Here is an 18589-nt window from a genome sequence, read left to right as displayed (position 1 = left end):
TTCGGCTCCTCGGGATAGAGGCGGAAAGCTCCGCCCGCCAGGCGTCAAGCCGCGCCGCAATGCCCGCATCTGACACGGCAAGGATCCCCGCCGCCATCAGCCCGGCATTGGCCGCGCCTGCTGCACCTATTGCCATGGTCGCGACCGGAAAGCCCTTCGGCATCTGGAGGATCGAATAAAGGCTGTCGACCCCCGAAAGCGCTTTCGTCTGTACCGGCACACCGATCACCGGCACCCGGGTCTTGGACGCCATCATCCCCGGCAGATGCGCCGCACCACCCGCCCCCGCGATGATCACCTTCAGCCCGCGCGACACGGCCGACTTGCCATACTCCCAGAGCCGGTCCGGCGTGCGATGGGCCGAGACGATCTTCGCCTCATAGGGGATCCCCAGCTCATCAAGGATCAGCGCGGCCTCTTTCATCGTGGCCCAGTCGGACTGAGACCCCATAATGATGCCGACAGTTACGGTGTCTTCCGGCATGACGCCCCCGTTTCAGCCCTGTGGGATCCGACCCTGTGGGTGCCGGCCCCGTGGTAGCCGGCCCTCTGCCGGTGTCTTTCGGTCCTATAGCGCATGTTCCGACAGGAGCAAGCGTAAGCCGCCGCTCCCGACCTCAACGATGCTGCGGGCAGCATTGTGGCCTTTGCCATTCCGGCCTGGCTCGCCTATGCCTTGACCTGCCTTTTGAAAGGATGCGCTCCATGTCTCTGCCGCCCCGGACCACCCTGATCCCGTCTCTTGCCGAAGTGAGCGGCAGTTACGACGCGCTGTTTTGCGATCTCTGGGGCTGTGTGCATAATGGCGAAGTGGCCTTCCCGGCCGCAGTCGCAGCCCTGCAGGCCGCGCGGGCCAGCGGGGTGACGGTGCTGCTTCTGACCAATTCGCCGCGCCCCAAAGAAGCGGTGATCGCGCAGCTCGACCGGATCGGCGTGCCGCGCGATGCCTGGGACGAGATTGCCACCTCGGGCGATTCGGCGCAGTTCGGGCTCCTGACCGGCGCGGTCGGGCGGCGCGTGTTTCATATTGGCGCGGAAAAGGACATGTCCTTCTTCACCACCTTTGCCGCCGATCTTGCCGGACTGGCGGCGGTTGAGGCCCCGATTACCCTCGTGCCGCTGGCCGAGGCCGAGGGCATCGTCTGCACCGGTCTCAGGGATGACCTGACCGAGACACCCGCCAATTATCGGGCCGAGCTGCTGCTGGCGAAGACCAACGGGCTCAAAATGCTCTGTGCCAATCCCGATATCATTGTCGACTGGGGAGACCGGCGGATCTATTGCGCCGGTGCACTGGCCCAGGCCTATGAGGAAATGGGCGGCGAGACGCTGTATTTCGGTAAGCCGCATCCGCCGATCTATGATCTGGCGCGCCGCCGGCTGGCCGCGCTGACCGGGCGCGATGACATGCGCATCCTCTGCATCGGCGACGGGCTGCCGACCGATATCCGGGGCGCCGGGGCCGAGGATCTGGACGCGCTGTTCATCACCGGCGGAATCCATGCCGAAGAATTCGGCACCGATGCGCAGCATCCCGACCCTGCGCGGCTGAACGCCTGGCTCGCAGAGCAGCAACAGGCGCCGCTTTTTTCGATTCCCGCATTGGCCTGAGCCCGCGCAAGGAATCGAGGCAGTAATTTAATTCCGTTTTACAGCCACCAATCGTAAATTACTTGCGCCGCAGATTGCTCTGCGTCGCAGCAGCTGCTACTCCTGTGGCTGACGGAAAGGATTCGTCCCCACAGGATCAGCCATGATGTTCGACCACAGCCATAATCAGCCGCGCGGCACGATCTGTATCGAGGATCTCGAAATCGGGATGCGCCGCAGCCTGACGAAACAGATCACCGACCGCGATATCGAACTGTTTGCCGAGGTCTCGACCGACCGCAACCCGGTGCATCTGGATGATTCGTATGCCCGGGACACGATTTTCCAGGGTCGCATCGCGCATGGCATGCTGACGGCGGGTCTCATCTCGGCGGTGATCGGCGAACAGCTTCCTGGCCATGGCACCGTCTATCTGGGCCAGAGCCTGAAGTTCATGGCCCCCGTCCGCCCGGGCGATATGGTGACCGCGGAAGTAACGGTCCTGGCGATTGATCACGCGAAACGGCGGGTTACCCTTGAAACCACCGCATCTGTCGGTAAAACAACGGTCCTGAAGGGTGAGGCCGTCGTTCTGGCGCCAAGCCGTAAATTCGACTGACCGGGCCTGACGCAGGACAATCTGAGGCCAGATGATCTGCGCCGTGGCCGAAACGCCTGCGGGGAAGAATGCAGATTCATCAGGACTGGCACTGGCTTGACGCTGCGGGCCGTGGAACCTCCTGCGCCCTTGGCAATTTCGATGGCGTGCATCTTGGGCATCAGGCGGTGATCGACCTGGCCCGGGGGCCGGCGCCGCTGGGGATCGTGACCTTCGAGCCGCATCCCCGCCAGTTCTTCCAGCGCGATGCGGGCCCGTTCCGGCTGATGAATGCCGAGGCGCGGGCGAACCGGCTGGCAAAGCTCGGGGTCGAACATCTGTTCCAGCTGCCCTTCAATGCAGGCCTTGCGGCACTGACGCCCGAGGAATTCGCGCATAAGGTGCTGGCCGAGGGCCTTGGCATCAGCCATGTGGTGATCGGCGAGGATTTCTGTTTCGGGAAGGGCCGCGCCGGCCGCGCCGAAGACATGAAGCGGCTGGGCGAGAAATATGGCTTTACCACCACCATCGCGCCTTTGCTGAAACAAGGCGGGATCGGCATTTCTTCGACCGCGATCCGCGATGCGCTGAGCGAGGGGCGACCTGGCGATGCAGCGGCGATGCTGGGGCACCTGCACCGGATCGAGGGCGCGGTGATCCATGGCGAGAAACGCGGCCGAGAGCTGGGCTTCCCGACCGCGAATATGGATCTGACCGGTCTGCATCTGCCACGTTTCGGGGTCTATGCGGTCAGGGTCGATGTGCTTTCGGGCCCACAGGAAGGCAGCTATATGGGGGCCGCGAGCCTTGGTGTACGGCCGATGTTCAACGGCGTGGCGCCGAATCTTGAAACCTATCTGCTGGATTTCAAGGGGGATCTCTATGGCCGCCACCTTTCGGTGGCGCTCGTGGAATTCCTGAGGCCAGAGCTGAAATTCGACGGCTTGCCGGCCCTGATCACTCAGATGAACGAGGACTGCGATCAGGCGCGGGCGGTGCTCGCTGCAGGCTGACGCCGCGGTTTCTGTACAGAAACCGGTCCAAAAATCTGCAAAGATTTTTGGGCCCCCCTTTCCATTCGCGGTGCGCGGGATCAAATAGCGCCTATGTCCAGCCTGCGCCCCCGTTTCTGGGAAACCGTCCCGCTCACCAAGATGACGCCTGCCGAATGGGAGGCGCTTTGTGACGGCTGCGGCAAATGCTGCCTGAACAAGCTGGAATTCGAGGATACGGGCGAGCTGGTCTTCACCCGCGTCGCCTGCCGCCTGTTCGACAATGCGAGCTGCCTGTGCTCGGATTACCCCAACCGCAAGAAACATGTGCCGGAATGCGTTTTCCTGACGCCGAAGACGCTCGCGAAATCCGCGTATTGGATGCCCGAAACCTGCGCCTATAAGCGCCTTTACTACAACGAGCCGCTTCCCGACTGGCACCCGCTGCTCACCGGCGACCCGGACAGCACCCATACGCTCGGCCCGACGATCCGTGGCCACACCGTATCCGAGCTGACCGTCCCCGAAGAAGACTGGGAAGATTATCTTCTCGATGAGGAAGAGTGATGCATTTCGCCTCTGACAATTGCTCCGGCGTGGCGCCGCAGATCATGACCGCGCTGATGCGCGCCAATGAGGGCCAGGCGCCCGGATACGGCAATGACCCGCTGACATCGCGGCTGACCGCGCAGATCCGCGAGGTGTTCGACGCGCCCGAGGCCGAAATCGCCCTGGTCCCGACCGGCACCGCCGCCAATGCGCTGTCCCTGGCGGTGCTTACCGCGCCCTGGAGCGCGATTTTCGCGCATGAGCTGGCCCATATCACCCGGGACGAATGCGGCGCGCCCGAGTTTTTCACCCATGGCGCCAAGCTGGTGCCGGTGCCCGGCGCGCATGGCCGCATGTCACCCGACGCGCTGCGGGCCGTGATCGCGGCCCATGGCACGGGTGGCGTGCACAGCGTTCAGCGCGGCGCGGTCTCGCTGACCAACGTCACCGAGGCCGGTACGGTTTATACCGCTGCCGAGACCGCGGCGCTTTGTGCCGTGGCGCGTGAGTTCGGGTTGCCGGTGCATCTCGATGGCGCGCGCTTTGCCAATGCGGTGGTGGCGACAGGTGCCTCACCGGCCGATCTGAGCTGGCGCGCGGGCGTTGATATCCTTTCTCTCGGCGGCACCAAGAACGGCTGTATGGGGGTCGAGGCGGTGGTGCTGTTCGATCCGTCGCGCGCCTGGGAATTCCAGCTCAGACGCAAGCGCAGCGGGCATCTGGTGTCGAAACACCGCTTTCTGGCGGCCCAGATGTCGGCCTGGCTTGAGAATGGGCTCTGGCTCGACCTTGCAGCGCATGCCAATCGCATGGCAGCGCGGCTTGCCGCAGGGCTTACTGCAAAGCCCGGCGTCTCGCTGCGGGGCCCCGTCGAGGCCAATCTGATGTTCACGACCTGGGAGAGCGGTCTGCACGACCGGCTCCGCACTGCCGGGGCGAGCTATTACTCTGAGGATGGCGCCGGTTACGAGGGCGCGCGGCTCGTCACAGGCTGGTCCACTACGCCTGACGATGTGGACCGGTTTCTCGCCCTGATCTGAAGCGCCGGCCGGCCCTCAGCCGCCGGCCAGCAGCTCTCGCATTGCGCGCGCGATCGGCTCGGGATGGGTCAGCGGCAGCATATGGCCGGCCCCCGCGACCCGGATCCGCCGCGCGCCCGGGATACGCGCCGCCAGCGTATCCAGGATTGCCGGCACAATGGCCGGGCTTTCGCTGCCCTCGGCGAGGAGGACCGGGATGTGCAAGGCTTCGAGCCGGCCCGGCGCGAGCATCCCCGCCGCATCCTCCATCAGGATCGGGTTCAGATTGAACACCAGATACATGCGATCAGCCATATAGCGGCGCTGGCGCTCGGGCAGCGCGGCAAAGGGGATGCCACCGCCCCAGGCCCTGTGAAACAATGCAGCCGCCGCGTCAATGTCCTGCGCGCCGAGATCAGTCACCCGCCCATGCGCCGTAAAATTCTCAGCGAAAGCCTGCGTCCCCTCTGCCGCGGCAAAGAGCACCGGCTCGGCGAGGGTCAGACTGCGCACGAGGTCCGGGCGCTCCAGCGTGAGACGCAGCGCCACAGTGCCCCCGAAACTATGGCCGATCAGATCGACCGGCGCCCCGCCCCCGATCTCTGCCGCAAGCTCTGCCGCGATCGCGGTTGCGAGCCCGTGCAGATCCGCATCGGGCGGCGCGCTTTGCCCATGCCCCGGCAGGTCGGGCGCCGTAACCGTCACCTCAGGCAACAGCTGTGCCAGACCCGCCCAGGCCCCGCCATGCGCGAGGCTGCAATGCAGCGCCAGGAGGGGGCGTGCGCCAGATCCGAACCTCCGCACCGCTGTTTCATGGCCAGCGATTCTGTGCAGGATGGGGTCAGCGCGCTGGTCAGACGGGGTCATGGGATCCTCATTGCGGTCTCAAAAGGGACATTCGCAGTTGCGAACATGCGTCATTTGGCATTTTCGTGACGGCATGGCCATATGCAGCCCCGGATTGCACGCCGCGCCCCTTTGCCCGGCCCTCCCTCGGTGCTATCCCGCCCGCATCCGATTCCGCTGCCCACACGGAGCCCCAGATCATGGCCGCCATCAACGAGCCGAAACTTATTTCCGGTAATGCCAACCTTCCGCTCGCGAAATCCATCGCGCGCCGCATGTCTATGCATCGCGGCATGTCGATCAGCCTGGTAGACGCCAGGGTCGAGCGCTTCAATGACCAGGAGATCTTTGTCGAGGTGTTCGACAATGTGCGCGGCGAGGATATGTATGTTATCCAGCCGACCTCGAACCCGGCGAATGACAACCTGATGGAACTTCTGATCATGGTTGATGCGCTGCGCCGGTCCTCGGCGGCGCGGATCACCGCCGTGATCCCCTATTTCGGCTATGCCCGCCAGGACCGCCGTACCAAAGCGCGCACGCCGATCTCGGCCAAGCTGGTCTCGAACCTGATCCAGACCGCCGGCGTCGACCGCGTGCTGACGCTTGATCTGCATGCCGCCCAGATCCAGGGCTTTTTCGACATCCCCGTCGACAATCTCTATGCCAGCCCGATTTTCTCGCTCGACATCGAGCATCACTTCAAGGGACAGCTGGATGATGTGATGATCATCTCGCCCGATGTCGGCGGCGTGGCCCGCGCGCGTGAGATCGCAAAGCGCATCAATGCACCGCTCGCCATTGTCGATAAGCGCCGGGAAAAGGCCGGTGAAGTCGCTGAGATGACGGTGATCGGCAATGTCAGCGGCAAGAAATGTATCATCGTTGATGACATCTGCGACACCGCCGGCACCCTGTGCAAAGCGGCCGAGACGCTGATTAATGCCGGGGCGACCGAGGTTCATGCCTATATCACCCATGGCGTCCTCTCGGGCCCGGCGGTCGAACGGGTGACGAAGTCGGTGATGAAATCGCTGGTGATCACCGATTCCATCGCGCCGACCGATGCAGTGCTGAACTGCCCGAACATCCGCATCGTGCCGACCGCGCCGATGTTTGCCCAGGCCGTGCTGAACATCTGGGGCGGCATGTCGGTCTCGTCCCTGTTCGAGACCGAGACCCTGGTTCCGATCTATGAGGGTCTTTATCCGCGCAGCTGAGAGGCGAACGCCCCCCGGGGACCGAAGCAGAAGGGCGGAAACGGCTTACCCCGTTTTCGCCCTTTTCACGACACAAAGGCATGTGAGGTACTTGATTGTTCACCTCACAGCAGGCCGATTATGCAACATACAAGAATTTATTCTGAAGGAAAATTCGCTCCGCTGGTTTTACCCACCCTGCGCGAACATGGGCTGTTGATCGCCCTTGTGTCAGTCTATGTCTTGATCGCGCTCGGTCTGTCCGAAATCTATGCACCAGCTTTGGATACACAGGTAGGCTTGACCCTGTTCTGGAAGTTTATCGACCATGTGCCGGGGATGGTCTATCTTGTGCTGATGTGGCGCTTTCTGCATATGCGCTATGTTGTCCGGCCCGCCGACCAGATGGCCTGGTTCAAAGCCGACATCCGGCAGGCAATTTCAGATCCTCAGCGTATCGTGACTGCGGGGATCGGTCTTGTGATCGCCATCGCCATCATGGCGTCCTTCGCGCAGCTGAAGAAGATCATCCCGATCCTCAATCCCTTCTCCTGGGATCCGTCTCTGGCCGATCTTGACCGTTTCCTGCATTTCGGCATGGATCCCGGCGTCGCGCTGCATACGGTTTTCGGGCATCCCTGGGTCGTGACGCTGTTCACCGGCGCCTATAATTACTGGATGTTCCTGCTGTATTTCAGCCTGGTTTTCACCTGTTTCAGCCTCGCCCGGCCCCGCGCACGGATCCGTTATTTCATTGCCTTCGTGTTTTGCTGGGGATTTGGCGGCAATCTGATCGCCACGCTCTTCTCCTCGGTCGGCCCCGTCTATTACGAGCGGTTCGGTTTTGGCGATGATTTCGTGCCGCTGATGCAGCTTTTGGCGGAGCATGCTAAAACACAACCGATCTCGGCTCTGGAGCCGCAGGACACGCTGTGGTGGCTCTATAGCGGGCCAGTTGGTCTGAACGGGATCTCGGCCTTCCCTTCGATGCATGTGGCCTCGACCGTGCTGATGACGCTTTACGCCTATCAGTACAGCCGCCTGCTGGGGCGCATCATGACCGGATTCTCGGTGGTGATCATGATCGGATCGGTGCTTCTGGCCTGGCATTATGCCGTGGACGGCTATGCGGGGGCCGTCATCGCAATCGCCTCCTGGTGGGCGGCGGGCGCGCTGATGCGCCGCTTCCCCCGCTGGGTGCCGCAGGAGCAGCGCTGAACGCGCTATTCCACGTCCCATTGCTCGTCATCGCGGATCTGGCCCATCGCGGTCCAGTCCGCCCTGACGCGGGCAATGCGGCTGTCTCCCCATGTCCGGAACACGATCAGAAAACCGTTTCCGGTAATGTTCGCGGTCGAGAGATCGCAGCGCAGGTTGGTGCGGTTGTCCATATCCCACATCGACAGCCCGACCATCACCACCGGCACCGCCAGATAGGGATGGGCAAAGGTGATCTGTTGGCGGGTCTCCCGCTCGCCCTCGCCGACCCACATCTGTCCGCCATCGGCAAAATCCGAGAACAGGATCTTTGATCCCTGCTGAACCCCTATAGGTGTGTTGAAGCGTTTCATGATCTGCCGAAAGTAGAATTAGCTGCCCGGACTATAAGCGAAACCCCGGTGAAAAAGAAAAGGCTCCTTCCGCAGAAGGAGCCTTTTGCTGTTTTTTCCACTGCCCCGGGACAGCAGGGGTCTCAGTGCTTTTGCACCGCGTCGCGCAAGGCTGCCACATCCGAGACGTTCTTCTCGGCCTGGGCCTTGTCTTCGGGCAGCGCGGCATCGGCCAGCGAACGCGCCTCGGCGAGGATCTCGTCGAGGATCGTGCTGCTGGCTTCTTCCGCCGGGATCGCCCGCTCGGCCAGCACGGTCACGCCGGTGGGCGAGATATCCGCGAAGCCGCCGGTGACGATGTAGGACTTCACGCCCTCCGAGGTCACCGCGCGCAGGATGCCGGGGCGGAGCGTGGTGATGGTGGGGCTGTGCCCCTCCATCGCCGTCATATCGCCGTCAGCGCCGGGGATCTGCACTTCGGTAGCAGAGACCGAAGCGAGACGCCGTTCGGGGCTTACAAGGTCGAATTGCAGATTGCCTGCCATGTCGCCCCCTTATGCCGCTGCCGCAGCGAGTTTGGCAGCCTTGGCTTTCACTTCTTCGATGCCGCCGACCATGTAGAAGGCCGCTTCCGGCAGGTGGTCATATTCACCGGCCACAACTGCCTTGAACGAGGCGATGGTGTCTTCCAGCGGAACCTGCTTGCCGTCTGCGCCGGTGAAGACCTTTGCCACGTCGAAGGGCTGCGACAGGAAACGCTCGATCTTACGGGCGCGGGCCACCGTCAGCTTGTCGTCTTCGCTGAGTTCGTCCATGCCGAGGATGGCGATGATGTCCTGCAGCGACTTGTACTTCTGCAGAACGCGCTGGACGCTCGTTGCGACGTTGTAATGCTCTTCGCCGATGACCAGCGGGTCGAGCAGACGCGAGGTGGAACCCAGCGGGTCCACAGCCGGGTAGATGCCTTTTTCCGAGATCGAACGGTCAAGAACCGTGGTCGCGTCAAGGTGGGCGAACGAGGTTGCAGGGGCCGGGTCGGTAAGGTCATCGGCCGGAACGTAAACGGCCTGAACCGAGGTGATCGAGCCGTTCTTGGTCGAGGTGATGCGTTCCTGCATCGCGCCCATATCGGTCGCCAGCGTCGGCTGGTAGCCCACAGCGGACGGGATACGACCCAGAAGTGCGGACACTTCCGAACCGGCCTGGGTAAAGCGGAAGATGTTGTCGACGAAGAACAGAACGTCTGCGCCGGTCTCGTCGCGGAACTGTTCCGCAATGGTCAGACCCGACAGAGCGATCCGCATACGCGCGCCCGGGGGCTCGTTCATCTGGCCGTAAACAAGGGCGATTTTCGACTTTTCCAAATCGTCCGGAACGATAACGCCCGATTCGATCATCTCGTGGTAAAGGTCGTTGCCTTCACGGGTCCGTTCGCCAACGCCTGCGAACACGGACACACCCGAGTGCACTTTCGCGATGTTGTTGATCAGTTCCATGATCAGAACGGTCTTGCCCACGCCGGCACCGCCGAAGAGGCCGATCTTGCCGCCTTTGGTGTAAGGCGCCAGCAGGTCGATGACCTTGATGCCGGTCACGAGGATCTCGGTCGCGGTCGATTGCTGTGCAAAATCCGGGGCCGGGGCGTGGATCGCGCGGCGGGTCTCGGTATTGACCGGACCCTTTTCGTCGACCGGCTCGCCGATGACGTTCAGGATGCGGCCGAGCGTCGCGGTGCCAACGGGCACCGAGATCGGCGCGCCGAGGTCTTTCACCGGGGCGCCACGAACCAGACCTTCGGTCGCGTCCATAGCCACGGCGCGAACGGTGTTCTCGCCAAGGTGCTGAGCCACTTCGAGAACCAGGGGCTTGCCGTTATTCTCGGTTTCGATCGCGTTCAGAATGGCGGGCAGAGCGCCCTCGAACTGAACGTCCACAACTGCGCCGATGACCTGGGTAACCTTACCCGTGGCGGCAGCTTTCGGTGCTTTAGCCATTGTTCAAATACTCCGGGTTCGTCAGAGCGCCTCAGCGCCCGAGATGATTTCGATGAGTTCCTTGGTGATCGCTGCCTGACGGCTCCGGTTGAACTGGATGGTCAGCTTGTTGATCATGTCGCCGGCGTTGCGGGTCGCGTTGTCCATTGCGGACATCCGCGCGCCCTGCTCGGAGGCGCCGTTTTCAAGGAGAGCGGTGAAGATCTGGGTCGCGATGTTGCGCGGCAGCAGGTCGGCGAGAATGGTCTCTTCCGAAGGCTCGTAATCATAGAGCGACGATGCCGCCCCTTCCGCGCTTTCGAACTTCGCCGGGATGATCTGCTGCGCGGTCGGGATCTGGCTGATCACCGACTGGAAGCGCGAGAAGAACACCGTGACCACATCGGCTTCGCCATTGTCGAAATAAGCCGTCGCCTGACGCGCGATATCCGCCGCATTGGCATAGCCCACGCGTTTGACATCCGACAGGTCGATATGGCCGACAAAGGCATGCGCCCAGTCGCGCTTGAGCTGTTCGCGGCCCTTTTTGCCGACAGTGAGGATCTTCACCGTCTTGCCCTGAGCGGTCAGCTCCTGGGCATGGGTCCGCGCCAGTTTGGCGATGGACGAGTTAAACCCGCCGCACAGCCCGCGCTCTGCCGTCATCACCACCAGAAGGTGGGTCTGGTCTTTGCCAGAGCCGGCCAGAAGGCGCGGTGCGCCTTCCGATCCGGCCACGCCGCCGGCGAGCGAGGTCATGACCGCGTTCATCCGTTCGGCATAGGGGCGACCGGCTTCCGCTGCCTCCTGCGCACGGCGCAGTTTGGCAGCGGCGACCATTTGCATCGCCTTGGTGATCTTCCGCGTATTCTTAACGCTGTTGATCCGGTTTTTAAGGTCCTTAAGGCTGGGCATCTGCCTTCTCCTTCAGGGCTCTTATGCGAAGTCTTTGGCGAATGCCGCGATAGCGTCTTTCAGCTTGGTCTCGTCTGCGCCTTTGATCTTCGGATCGGCGGTGGTCAGCCAGTCGAGGATCTCTTTTTTCGGGCCGCGCAGATAAGCCAGCAGACCAGCCTCGAAACGACCGACGTCTTTCACGGCGACCTTGTCGAGGAAACCGGCGGTGCCCGCATAGATCACGGCGACGATTTCAGCATTGGTCAGCGGCGAATATTGCGGCTGTTTCATCAGCTCGGTCAGGCGCGCACCGCGGGCCAGGAGCTGCTGGGTCGAAGCGTCGAGGTCGGAGCCGAACTGTGCGAAAGCCGCCATCTCGCGATACTGGGCGAGCGACAGTTTCACCGGGCCAGCCACGGTTTTCATCGAATTGGTCTGAGCCGAAGAGCCCACACGCGACACCGACAGACCGGTGTTCACAGCCGGGCGGATGCCCTGGTAGAACAGTTCGGTCTCAAGGAAGATCTGACCGTCGGTGATCGAGATCACGTTCGTCGGGATAAAGGCCGACACGTCGCCGCCCTGGGTCTCGATCACCGGCAGCGCGGTCAGCGAGCCCGAACCGAAATCTTCGTTCAGCTTCGACGAACGCTCCAGCAGGCGGGAGTGCAGGTAGAACACGTCGCCCGGATAAGCTTCGCGGCCCGGCGGGCGGCGGAGCAGCAGCGACATCTGACGGTAAGCCACAGCCTGTTTGGAAAGGTCATCATAAATGATGAGGGCATGACGGCCATTGTCGCGGAAGAATTCTGCCATAGCGGTCGCCGAATAAGGCGCCAGGTATTGCAGCGGTGCCGGGTCCGAAGCCGTCGCGGCCACAACGATGGTGTAAGCCAGCGCGCCGGTCTCTTCGAGTTTTTTCACCAGCTGAGCCACGGTCGAGCGCTTTTGCCCGATAGCGACATAGATACAGTAGAGCTTCTTCGACTCGTCGTCGCCAGCAGCCTCATTATAGGACTTCTGGTTCAGGATGGTGTCGAGCGCCACAGCGGTCTTGCCGGTCTGACGGTCGCCGATGATCAGCTCGCGCTGGCCACGGCCAACCGGGATCATCGCGTCGATGGCCTTAAGGCCGGTCGCCATCGGCTCATGCACCGATTTACGCGGGATGATGCCCGGGGCTTTGACGTCGGCCACGCGGCGCTCGGTTGCTGCGATCGGGCCTTTGCCGTCGATCGGGTTGCCAAGGCCGTCAACAACGCGGCCCAGCAGAGCATTACCAGCCGGCACGTCCACGATGGACTTGGTGCGCTTTACGGTATCGCCTTCTTTGATGTCCTGGTCGGAACCGAAGATAACGACACCAACGTTGTCGACTTCAAGGTTCAGCGCCATGCCACGGATGCCGCCGGGGAATTCGACCATCTCGCCGGCCTGGATATTGTCCAGCCCGTGAACGCGCGCAATACCGTCACCGACGGAAAGCACACGACCGATTTCGGTCACTTCAGCGTCTTTGCCAAAGTTCTTGATCTGCTCTTTCAGGATCGCAGAGATCTCAGCAGCCTGAATTCCCATCACCCAACCTCTTTCATAGCATTCTGCAGGGAAGCGAGCTTCGACTTGACCGACGTGTCGATCATGGTCGAGCCCAGCTTGACGATAAGACCGCCGATGAGGCTTTCATCGACGGTTGCGTTCAGTTTGACGGTCTTGCCGACCTTAGCTTTCAGCGTGGCGGTCAGCTTTGTGACCTGCTCGGTGGTCAGAGCCACAGCCGAGGTCACCTCGGCGGTCACTTCGCCTTTTTCTTTCGCGATCTGAGTGCGCAGCACCGTCAGGAATTGCGGCAGCACGAAGAGACGGCGCTTGTCGGCCATCAGGCCCAGCGTGTTCGCGGTCAGCGCGTCGAGTTTCATCGCCTTTGCCACTGCGGCAATGGCGTTGGCCTGCTCTTCGCGAGACACAACCGGCGAGGCGATCATGGCGCCCAGATCGGGCGACACGGCAAGGGCGTCGGTCAGCGCTGCGGCATCGGCCTCAACGGCTTTCAGCGCGCCCCCTTCTTTCGCCAGATCGAAAAGCGCGGTGGCATATCGCGCGGCAATGCCCTGAGAGATCGAAGCTGATTCCGCCACGGTCGTCCTTCCCATCTATCCGGTCTCACCCTGCCCGACCACCGGCGTCGCCATCGTGCGTGCGCCATGGACAAAGGGAGACCTTTGTATCCGCTGTCGCGGGCGTCATTAACAGAGCATGACCAACCCCGCAACCTTGTCAGTCGCGCTTTCGTGAGGGTTTCGACCCCGATATTGCGCCAGCCGGGCGCGGGGCGCGGGGCTGCGACTCTTTGTAGCGGGTCACTGCGCCTGATTGACGCGGCCCCGCCCATTCGCCCACCCGTTCGGGCAGAATCACATCAGCGCCCGACAGCGGCCTCAGGCGGGGTTTCTCTTGGCTGGCAAAGCACTCGGCTGCAGCGCCAAATTCAGTCGCGGCAAGGCGGCGTCACGCCCGTCGCGGCGGTCGAAGCAGCCGGAGTCCTGCCGGTCTTTATCCTTCCGGTTGTGATCCTTCCGGTGGTGATATTGTTCAGCGCAGGTTCCGGCGGCGGGCCACCCCGCACCCCTTCCAGCACCTTCAGGGGCCGCGTCACCACTGCTTTCAGCCCGCCTCGTGTCGGCGCATAGACCTGCTTGGTCGCCTCGACGATCAGGATCCCCCGGAAAGCCAGGGCAGGCGGCGGCCCATCCGTTCCCACAGATCAGCGGTCCTGAGCCAGAAGGGCGCCTGGCTTGGCGGCGCATGCAGCACGGTCGCGCTGCGTTCGGGGGTGAAGCCATGTAACCGCAGCTGCGCCTCGAGCTGCGCGCCGGAATAGGGGCGGCCATAGCCAAAGGGCGTTCCGTCGCGCCGCGCCCAGAGACCGGAACGGTTCGGCACCACAAACACCGCGCGCCCGCCAGGGCCAAGCACGCGATGCGCCTCTTCCAGCACCGATGGCGGCTGGTCCGATGTCTCCAGCCCATGCATCAGCACCAGGCGGTCGACAAATCCGGTCGATATGGGCCAGGCGGATTCCTCGCACAGGACCGAGACATTGGGCATTCCCGAAGGCCAGGGCATCACGCCCTGCTGGCCCGGCATCAGCCCGATCACCCGACGCGCCTCCTCCAGCCAGGGGCGCAACAGTGGCACCGCAAAGCCAAAGCCTGCAACCGTCTGTCCCGCCATCTGCCCGGCGCCAGCCGGCCACATCCGGATCAGCTGATCACGGATCGCACGCTGCGCCACCCGGCCAAGCTGGGTGCGGTAGTAGAAATCTCTCAGATCCTGCACGTCGAGGTGCATTGCGGTTGCTGGCTCCCTCTGGTGAACTGCAGCGGATAAAGGTGAACTGAAGCAGATATTGGCCCAGCGGCGATACAGACCGCCCATCTTAGCGGCAGGAAAAGGAAAAGCTATGGCTCTCGAACTGGTAACGATCCCCTGCCTCAAGGACAACTTTGCCTTCCTGCTGCATGATGCCGCAAGCGGAGACACCGCCTTGATCGACGCGCCCGAACCCGGCCCCGTTCTGGCCGCGCTGGCGGAACGCGGCTGGACCCTTGGCCAGATCCTTCTCACCCATCACGACTGGGACCACATTGACGGCGTGCCCGGCATTGTCGCAGCCACCGGCGCAAAGGTGCTGGGCGCGGCAAAGGATGTGCATCGCCTGCCGCCGCTCGACCGCGCCCTGACCGAAGGCGACCATATCCGCGTGGGCGGCGAAGAAGCGGTCGTGATCGAAACCCCCGGCCATACTCTGGGACATGTCAGCTATCATTTCCCGGTTTCGGGATTTGTTTTCACCGCCGACACGCTGATGGCTGCGGGCTGCGGCCGCATTTTCGAGGGCACCGCGCCCATGATGTGGCAAAGCCTGTCGAAACTTGCCGCTTTGCCGCCCGGGACGCTGGTAGGATCGGGGCATGATTACCTCGACAGCAATCTGCGCTTTGCCCTGACCCTTGAACCAGAAAATTCCGCACTTATCTCCCGTATCGAAGCTCTGGCCGGGCTGCGCCGCGAAGGCCGCCTGCCGATGCCCTCCACCCTTTCCGACGAGCTGGCAACCAATCCGTTTCTGCGCGCGCATCTGCCGCAGCTGAAACAGGCGGTGGGCCTGCCCGATGCCCCCGATGACGTGGTTTTCGCCGAAATCCGGGCGCGTAAGGACAGGTTCTGATCCGATTGCAGCGGGAAGTATCACATTCCTGCAATCCAAAGACAGAATTCGCGGGGGGGATCAGATTGCGCTTGAAGTACGCTGAATAAAACCGATCTTTAACTATATGAGGCCACGGTCGGAGAGGAACTGCTAATCCCCCCGCCCCCGAGGAACAGGAGCAGGCAAGTGCCGTCATTCTCGTCCACGCTCGAACAAGCCATTCATGGTGCGCTGGCTCTGGCCAATGCCCGCCGTCATGAACTGGCAACCCTTGAACATCTTTTGCTGGCCCTGATTGATGAACCCGACGCCGCGCGGGTGATGAAAGCCTGCTCGGTCGATCTGGATGAATTGCGCAAGACGCTGACCGATTTCGTCGATGAGGATCTTTCGACGCTGGTCACCAGTGTCGAAGGGTCGGAAGCCGTGCCGACCGCCGCCTTCCAGCGCGTGATCCAGCGCGCGGCGATCCATGTGCAGTCTTCGGGCCGCACCGAAGTGACCGGCGCCAATGTGCTGGTCGCGATCTTTGCCGAACGTGAATCGAACGCGGCATATTTCCTGCAGGAACAGGATATGACCCGCTATGATGCGGTGAATTTCATCGCGCATGGCGTGGCCAAGAACCCCGCCTTTGGCGAGGCCCGCCCGATCCAGGGCGCAGACGAGCCGCAGGAAACCCCGAAAGCCGAGGCTGGTGAGGCGAAAGAGTCGGCGCTGTCGAAATATTGCGTCGATCTGAACGTCAAAGCGCGCAAGGGCGAGGTCGATCCGCTGATCGGCCGTGAAGCCGAGGTCGAGCGCGCGATCCAGGTCCTGTGCCGCCGCCGCAAGAACAACCCGCTGCTGGTGGGTGATCCGGGGGTGGGCAAAACCGCGATTGCCGAAGGCCTCGCCTGGAAGATCGTGCGCGGTGAAGTGCCCGAGGTTCTGTCGGGTGCGACCATCTTCTCGCTCGATATGGGCGCGTTGCTGGCTGGAACCCGCTATCGCGGCGATTTCGAGGAACGTCTGAAGGCGGTCGTCAAAGAGATGGAGGATCACCCCGACGGGATCCTGTTTATCGACGAGATCCATACGGTGATCGGTGCCGGTGCGACCTCGGGCGGCGCGATGGATGCCTCGAACCTGCTGAAACCTGCATTGCAGGGCGGCAAACTGCGCACGATGGGCTCCACCACCTATAAGGAGTTCCGTCAGCATTTCGAGAAAGACCGCGCACTGAGCCGGCGCTTCCAGAAGATCGACGTGAACGAGCCCTCGGTGCCCGACACGATCAAGATCCTGATGGGGCTGAAGCCGCATTTCGAAGAGCATCACGACCTGCGCTATACCAATGACGCGATCAAAACCGCTGTCGAGCTGGCGCATCGCTATATCAACGACCGCAAACTGCCGGATTCGGCGATCGACGTGATCGACGAGGCCGGGGCGGCGCAGCATCTCGTGTCGGAATCGAAACGCCGCAAGCAGATCGGGACGAAAGAGATCGAAGCCGTGGTGGCCAAGATCGCCCGCATCCCGCCGAAGAACGTCTCGAAAGACGATGCAGAAGTGCTGCGCGATATGGAAAAGACGCTGAAGCGGCTGGTCTTCGGCCAGGACAAGGCGATTGAGGCGCTGTCTGCTTCGATCAAACTGGCCCGCGCCGGTCTGCGCGAGCCTGAAAAGCCCATCGGCAATTACCTCTTCACCGGTCCGACCGGCGTTGGCAAAACCGAAGTGGCAAAGCAGCTGGCGAATACGCTGGGGGTCGAACTCCTGCGCTTCGACATGTCGGAATATATGGAGAAACACGCGGTCTCCCGTCTGATCGGCGCGCCTCCGGGATATGTCGGCTTTGACCAGGGCGGCATGCTGACCGATGGCGTCGACCAGCACCCGCATTGCGTGCTGCTGCTTGATGAGATCGAAAAGGCGCATCCGGATGTCTTCAACATCCTGTTGCAGGTGATGGATCACGGCAAGCTGACCGACCATAACGGGCGTGCAGTCGATTTCCGCAATGTGATCCTGATCATGACCTCGAATGCCGGCGCCTCGGACATGGCTAAGGCCGCCATCGGCTTTGGCCGCGAAAAGCGCACCGGCGAAGATACGGCGGCGGTGGAGCGCACCTTCACCCCCGAATTCCGCAACCGTCTCGATGCGGTCGTGGCCTTCGGCGCGTTGCCGAAAGAGGTGATCCTGCAGGTGGTCGAGAAATTCGTCCTCCAGCTGGAAGCGCAGCTTATCGACCGCGGCGTCCATATCGAACTGTCCTCCGAGGCTGCCGCATGGCTTGCCGAAAAGGGCTATGACGACAAGATGGGCGCCCGCCCGCTGGGCCGCGTGATCCAGGAGCATATCAAGAAGCCGCTGGCGGAAGAGCTGCTGTTTGGTGATCTGCAAAAAGGCGGTGTGGTGAAAGTGGTGGTGAAAGACGGCGCCATTGAGCTGCAGATCCAGGAGCCGGTCAAACCCCGGATCACCGGATCGAAACCGCCGCTCCTGACGGCCGAATAAAGCAAAACCCCCGCCACTGGCGGGGGTTTTCATCTGGTGCGCTGGCCCGGAGGCAGGCTTCGCGAAACGGGGCGCGCCGCCTCTTCGGGATCCCTGCGCATCTGTTCTCTCACCGGCAGTTTTCACTGCGGGCGGCACTCTCCGAGAGAGCTGATGACGTGGAACGCTTCAGCCGGAGCAGCCAGCCGTATTGATGCGAGAAAACCTGCTATTCGATGCGGGGCCGATCCCCTGCATTCTCACCAGGCAGCCTCTCTGCCGCGCGGCGCCTTCCTTCTTATTGTCCGAAACCCAGGACGAAGCGACTGCCTGGCCTGCCGCAGTCGGCACGACGCCCCGGCCGGGATGTTGCGGTCGGGCAAGCGCCTCTGAAATCTCCGTAACTGCATTTCAGATCCCGGCCAGAAACCCGCACCAGGCTCGTGCGGTCTGAGATCCACATACCAGCCGCAGTTCCGCACCCGTCACCTAAAACGACGAGGGGCGGGCGCTCAGGCAGTGACGGTCGAGGAGAAACCTGCATTGCCCCCGCATTGACTGCCGTCGGTTATTTCTGTCCTTTCACGGGGCTTGAAGGCGAAACACCTGGCGCCGGATCTGCCGGTCAACCCAAACGAGGGCATTGTGATCTGCCGTGGGTCTTTCATCCGGCTCAGCC

General features: G+C 62.5%; 16 protein-coding genes and 2 pseudogenes. 9 read left to right on the top strand and 9 right to left on the bottom strand.

What is annotated here, in order from left to right; all coding sequences use genetic code 11:
• Window positions 1-19 precede the first annotated feature (19 nt).
• Window positions 20-451: pseudogene (gene purE / locus QNO18_RS06125) on the bottom strand (5-(carboxyamino)imidazole ribonucleotide mutase); the annotation flags it as partial.
• A 254-nt stretch (window positions 452-705) separates the two neighbouring features.
• On the opposite strand from purE, the gene QNO18_RS06120 reads away from it, so the two are divergent.
• The 5 genes from QNO18_RS06120 to QNO18_RS06100 all read left to right on the top strand — a co-directional run bounded on the left by QNO18_RS06120 (window position 706) and on the right by QNO18_RS06100 (window position 4769).
• Complete coding sequence (locus QNO18_RS06120) at window positions 706-1611, top strand: TIGR01459 family HAD-type hydrolase (RefSeq protein WP_283176974.1); 906 nt, start codon at window positions 706-708, stop codon at window positions 1609-1611.
• 142 nt (window positions 1612-1753) lie between these two features.
• Entirely contained in the window at window positions 1754-2209 is a 456-nt protein-coding gene (locus QNO18_RS06115) for a MaoC family dehydratase (protein ID WP_092895342.1), read from the top strand.
• A gap of 68 nt (window positions 2210-2277) precedes the next feature.
• Window positions 2278-3201 carry a bifunctional riboflavin kinase/FAD synthetase gene (locus QNO18_RS06110; protein WP_283176973.1) on the top strand — a complete coding sequence of 308 codons (924 nt, stop codon included), beginning with the start codon at window positions 2278-2280 and terminating at the stop codon, window positions 3199-3201.
• 93 nt (window positions 3202-3294) lie between these two features.
• Entirely contained in the window at window positions 3295-3747 is a 453-nt protein-coding gene (locus QNO18_RS06105) for a YcgN family cysteine cluster protein (protein ID WP_283176972.1), read from the top strand.
• Window positions 3747-4769, top strand: a complete 1023-nt coding sequence (locus tag QNO18_RS06100; protein ID WP_283176971.1) for a low specificity L-threonine aldolase — start codon at window positions 3747-3749, stop codon at window positions 4767-4769. The genes QNO18_RS06105 and QNO18_RS06100 overlap by 1 nt, the downstream gene beginning before the upstream one ends.
• 15 nt (window positions 4770-4784) lie before the next feature.
• On the opposite strand, the gene QNO18_RS06095 is transcribed toward QNO18_RS06100, so the two are convergent.
• Entirely contained in the window at window positions 4785-5615 is an 831-nt protein-coding gene (locus QNO18_RS06095; RefSeq protein WP_283176970.1) for an alpha/beta hydrolase, read from the bottom strand.
• A 179-nt stretch (window positions 5616-5794) separates the two neighbouring features.
• On the opposite strand from QNO18_RS06095, the gene QNO18_RS06090 reads away from it, so the two are divergent.
• Window positions 5795-6814 (top strand): ribose-phosphate pyrophosphokinase, encoded by a 1020-nt coding sequence (locus QNO18_RS06090; protein ID WP_092895332.1) that lies wholly within the window; start codon window positions 5795-5797, stop codon window positions 6812-6814.
• A gap of 120 nt (window positions 6815-6934) precedes the next feature.
• Window positions 6935-8011, top strand: coding sequence for a phosphatase PAP2 family protein (locus tag QNO18_RS06085; RefSeq protein ID WP_283176969.1), 1077 nt, complete (start codon window positions 6935-6937; stop codon window positions 8009-8011).
• Between the two features lie 5 nt (window positions 8012-8016).
• On the opposite strand, the gene QNO18_RS06080 is transcribed toward QNO18_RS06085, so the two are convergent.
• The 7 genes and pseudogenes from QNO18_RS06080 to QNO18_RS06050 all read right to left on the bottom strand — a co-directional run.
• Entirely contained in the window at window positions 8017-8364 is a 348-nt protein-coding gene (locus QNO18_RS06080) for an H-type lectin domain-containing protein (RefSeq protein ID WP_283176968.1), read from the bottom strand.
• Window positions 8365-8486: 122 nt separating this feature from the next.
• Window positions 8487-8888, bottom strand: coding sequence for a F0F1 ATP synthase subunit epsilon (locus QNO18_RS06075; protein ID WP_283176967.1), 402 nt, complete (start codon window positions 8886-8888; stop codon window positions 8487-8489).
• 9 nt (window positions 8889-8897) lie between these two features.
• Window positions 8898-10337: a F0F1 ATP synthase subunit beta gene (gene atpD, locus QNO18_RS06070; RefSeq protein WP_283176966.1), complete on the bottom strand. Its 1440-nt coding sequence runs from the start codon at window positions 10335-10337 to the stop codon at window positions 8898-8900.
• 21 nt (window positions 10338-10358) lie between these two features.
• Window positions 10359-11231, bottom strand: a complete 873-nt coding sequence (locus QNO18_RS06065; protein WP_283176965.1) for a F0F1 ATP synthase subunit gamma — start codon at window positions 11229-11231, stop codon at window positions 10359-10361.
• A 21-nt stretch (window positions 11232-11252) separates the two neighbouring features.
• Window positions 11253-12791, bottom strand: a complete 1539-nt coding sequence (gene atpA / locus QNO18_RS06060) for a F0F1 ATP synthase subunit alpha (RefSeq protein ID WP_283176964.1) — start codon at window positions 12789-12791, stop codon at window positions 11253-11255.
• The gene (locus QNO18_RS06055) at window positions 12791-13351 is read right to left on the bottom strand and encodes a F0F1 ATP synthase subunit delta (protein ID WP_283178752.1); all 561 of its coding nucleotides are present in this window, start codon (window positions 13349-13351) and stop codon (window positions 12791-12793) included. The genes atpA and QNO18_RS06055 overlap by 1 nt, the downstream gene beginning before the upstream one ends.
• Window positions 13352-13836: 485 nt before the next feature.
• A pseudogene (locus QNO18_RS06050) lies at window positions 13837-14564 on the bottom strand (methyltransferase domain-containing protein); the annotation flags it as partial.
• A 112-nt stretch (window positions 14565-14676) separates the two neighbouring features.
• On the opposite strand from QNO18_RS06050, the gene gloB reads away from it, so the two are divergent.
• Both gloB and clpA read left to right on the top strand, forming a co-directional pair.
• Window positions 14677-15444 (top strand): hydroxyacylglutathione hydrolase, encoded by a 768-nt coding sequence (gene gloB, locus QNO18_RS06045; protein ID WP_283176963.1) that lies wholly within the window; start codon window positions 14677-14679, stop codon window positions 15442-15444.
• Between the two features lie 168 nt (window positions 15445-15612).
• Window positions 15613-17931: an ATP-dependent Clp protease ATP-binding subunit ClpA gene (clpA, locus tag QNO18_RS06040; RefSeq protein ID WP_198835977.1), complete on the top strand. Its 2319-nt coding sequence runs from the start codon at window positions 15613-15615 to the stop codon at window positions 17929-17931.
• The last annotated feature ends 658 nt before the right edge of the window (window positions 17932-18589 follow it).

Source organism: Gemmobacter sp. 24YEA27 (assembly GCF_030052995.1).
In the GTDB taxonomy this organism is placed as follows: domain Bacteria; phylum Pseudomonadota; class Alphaproteobacteria; order Rhodobacterales; family Rhodobacteraceae; genus Pseudogemmobacter.
This window is presented reverse-complemented; position numbering and strand designations above follow the sequence as displayed.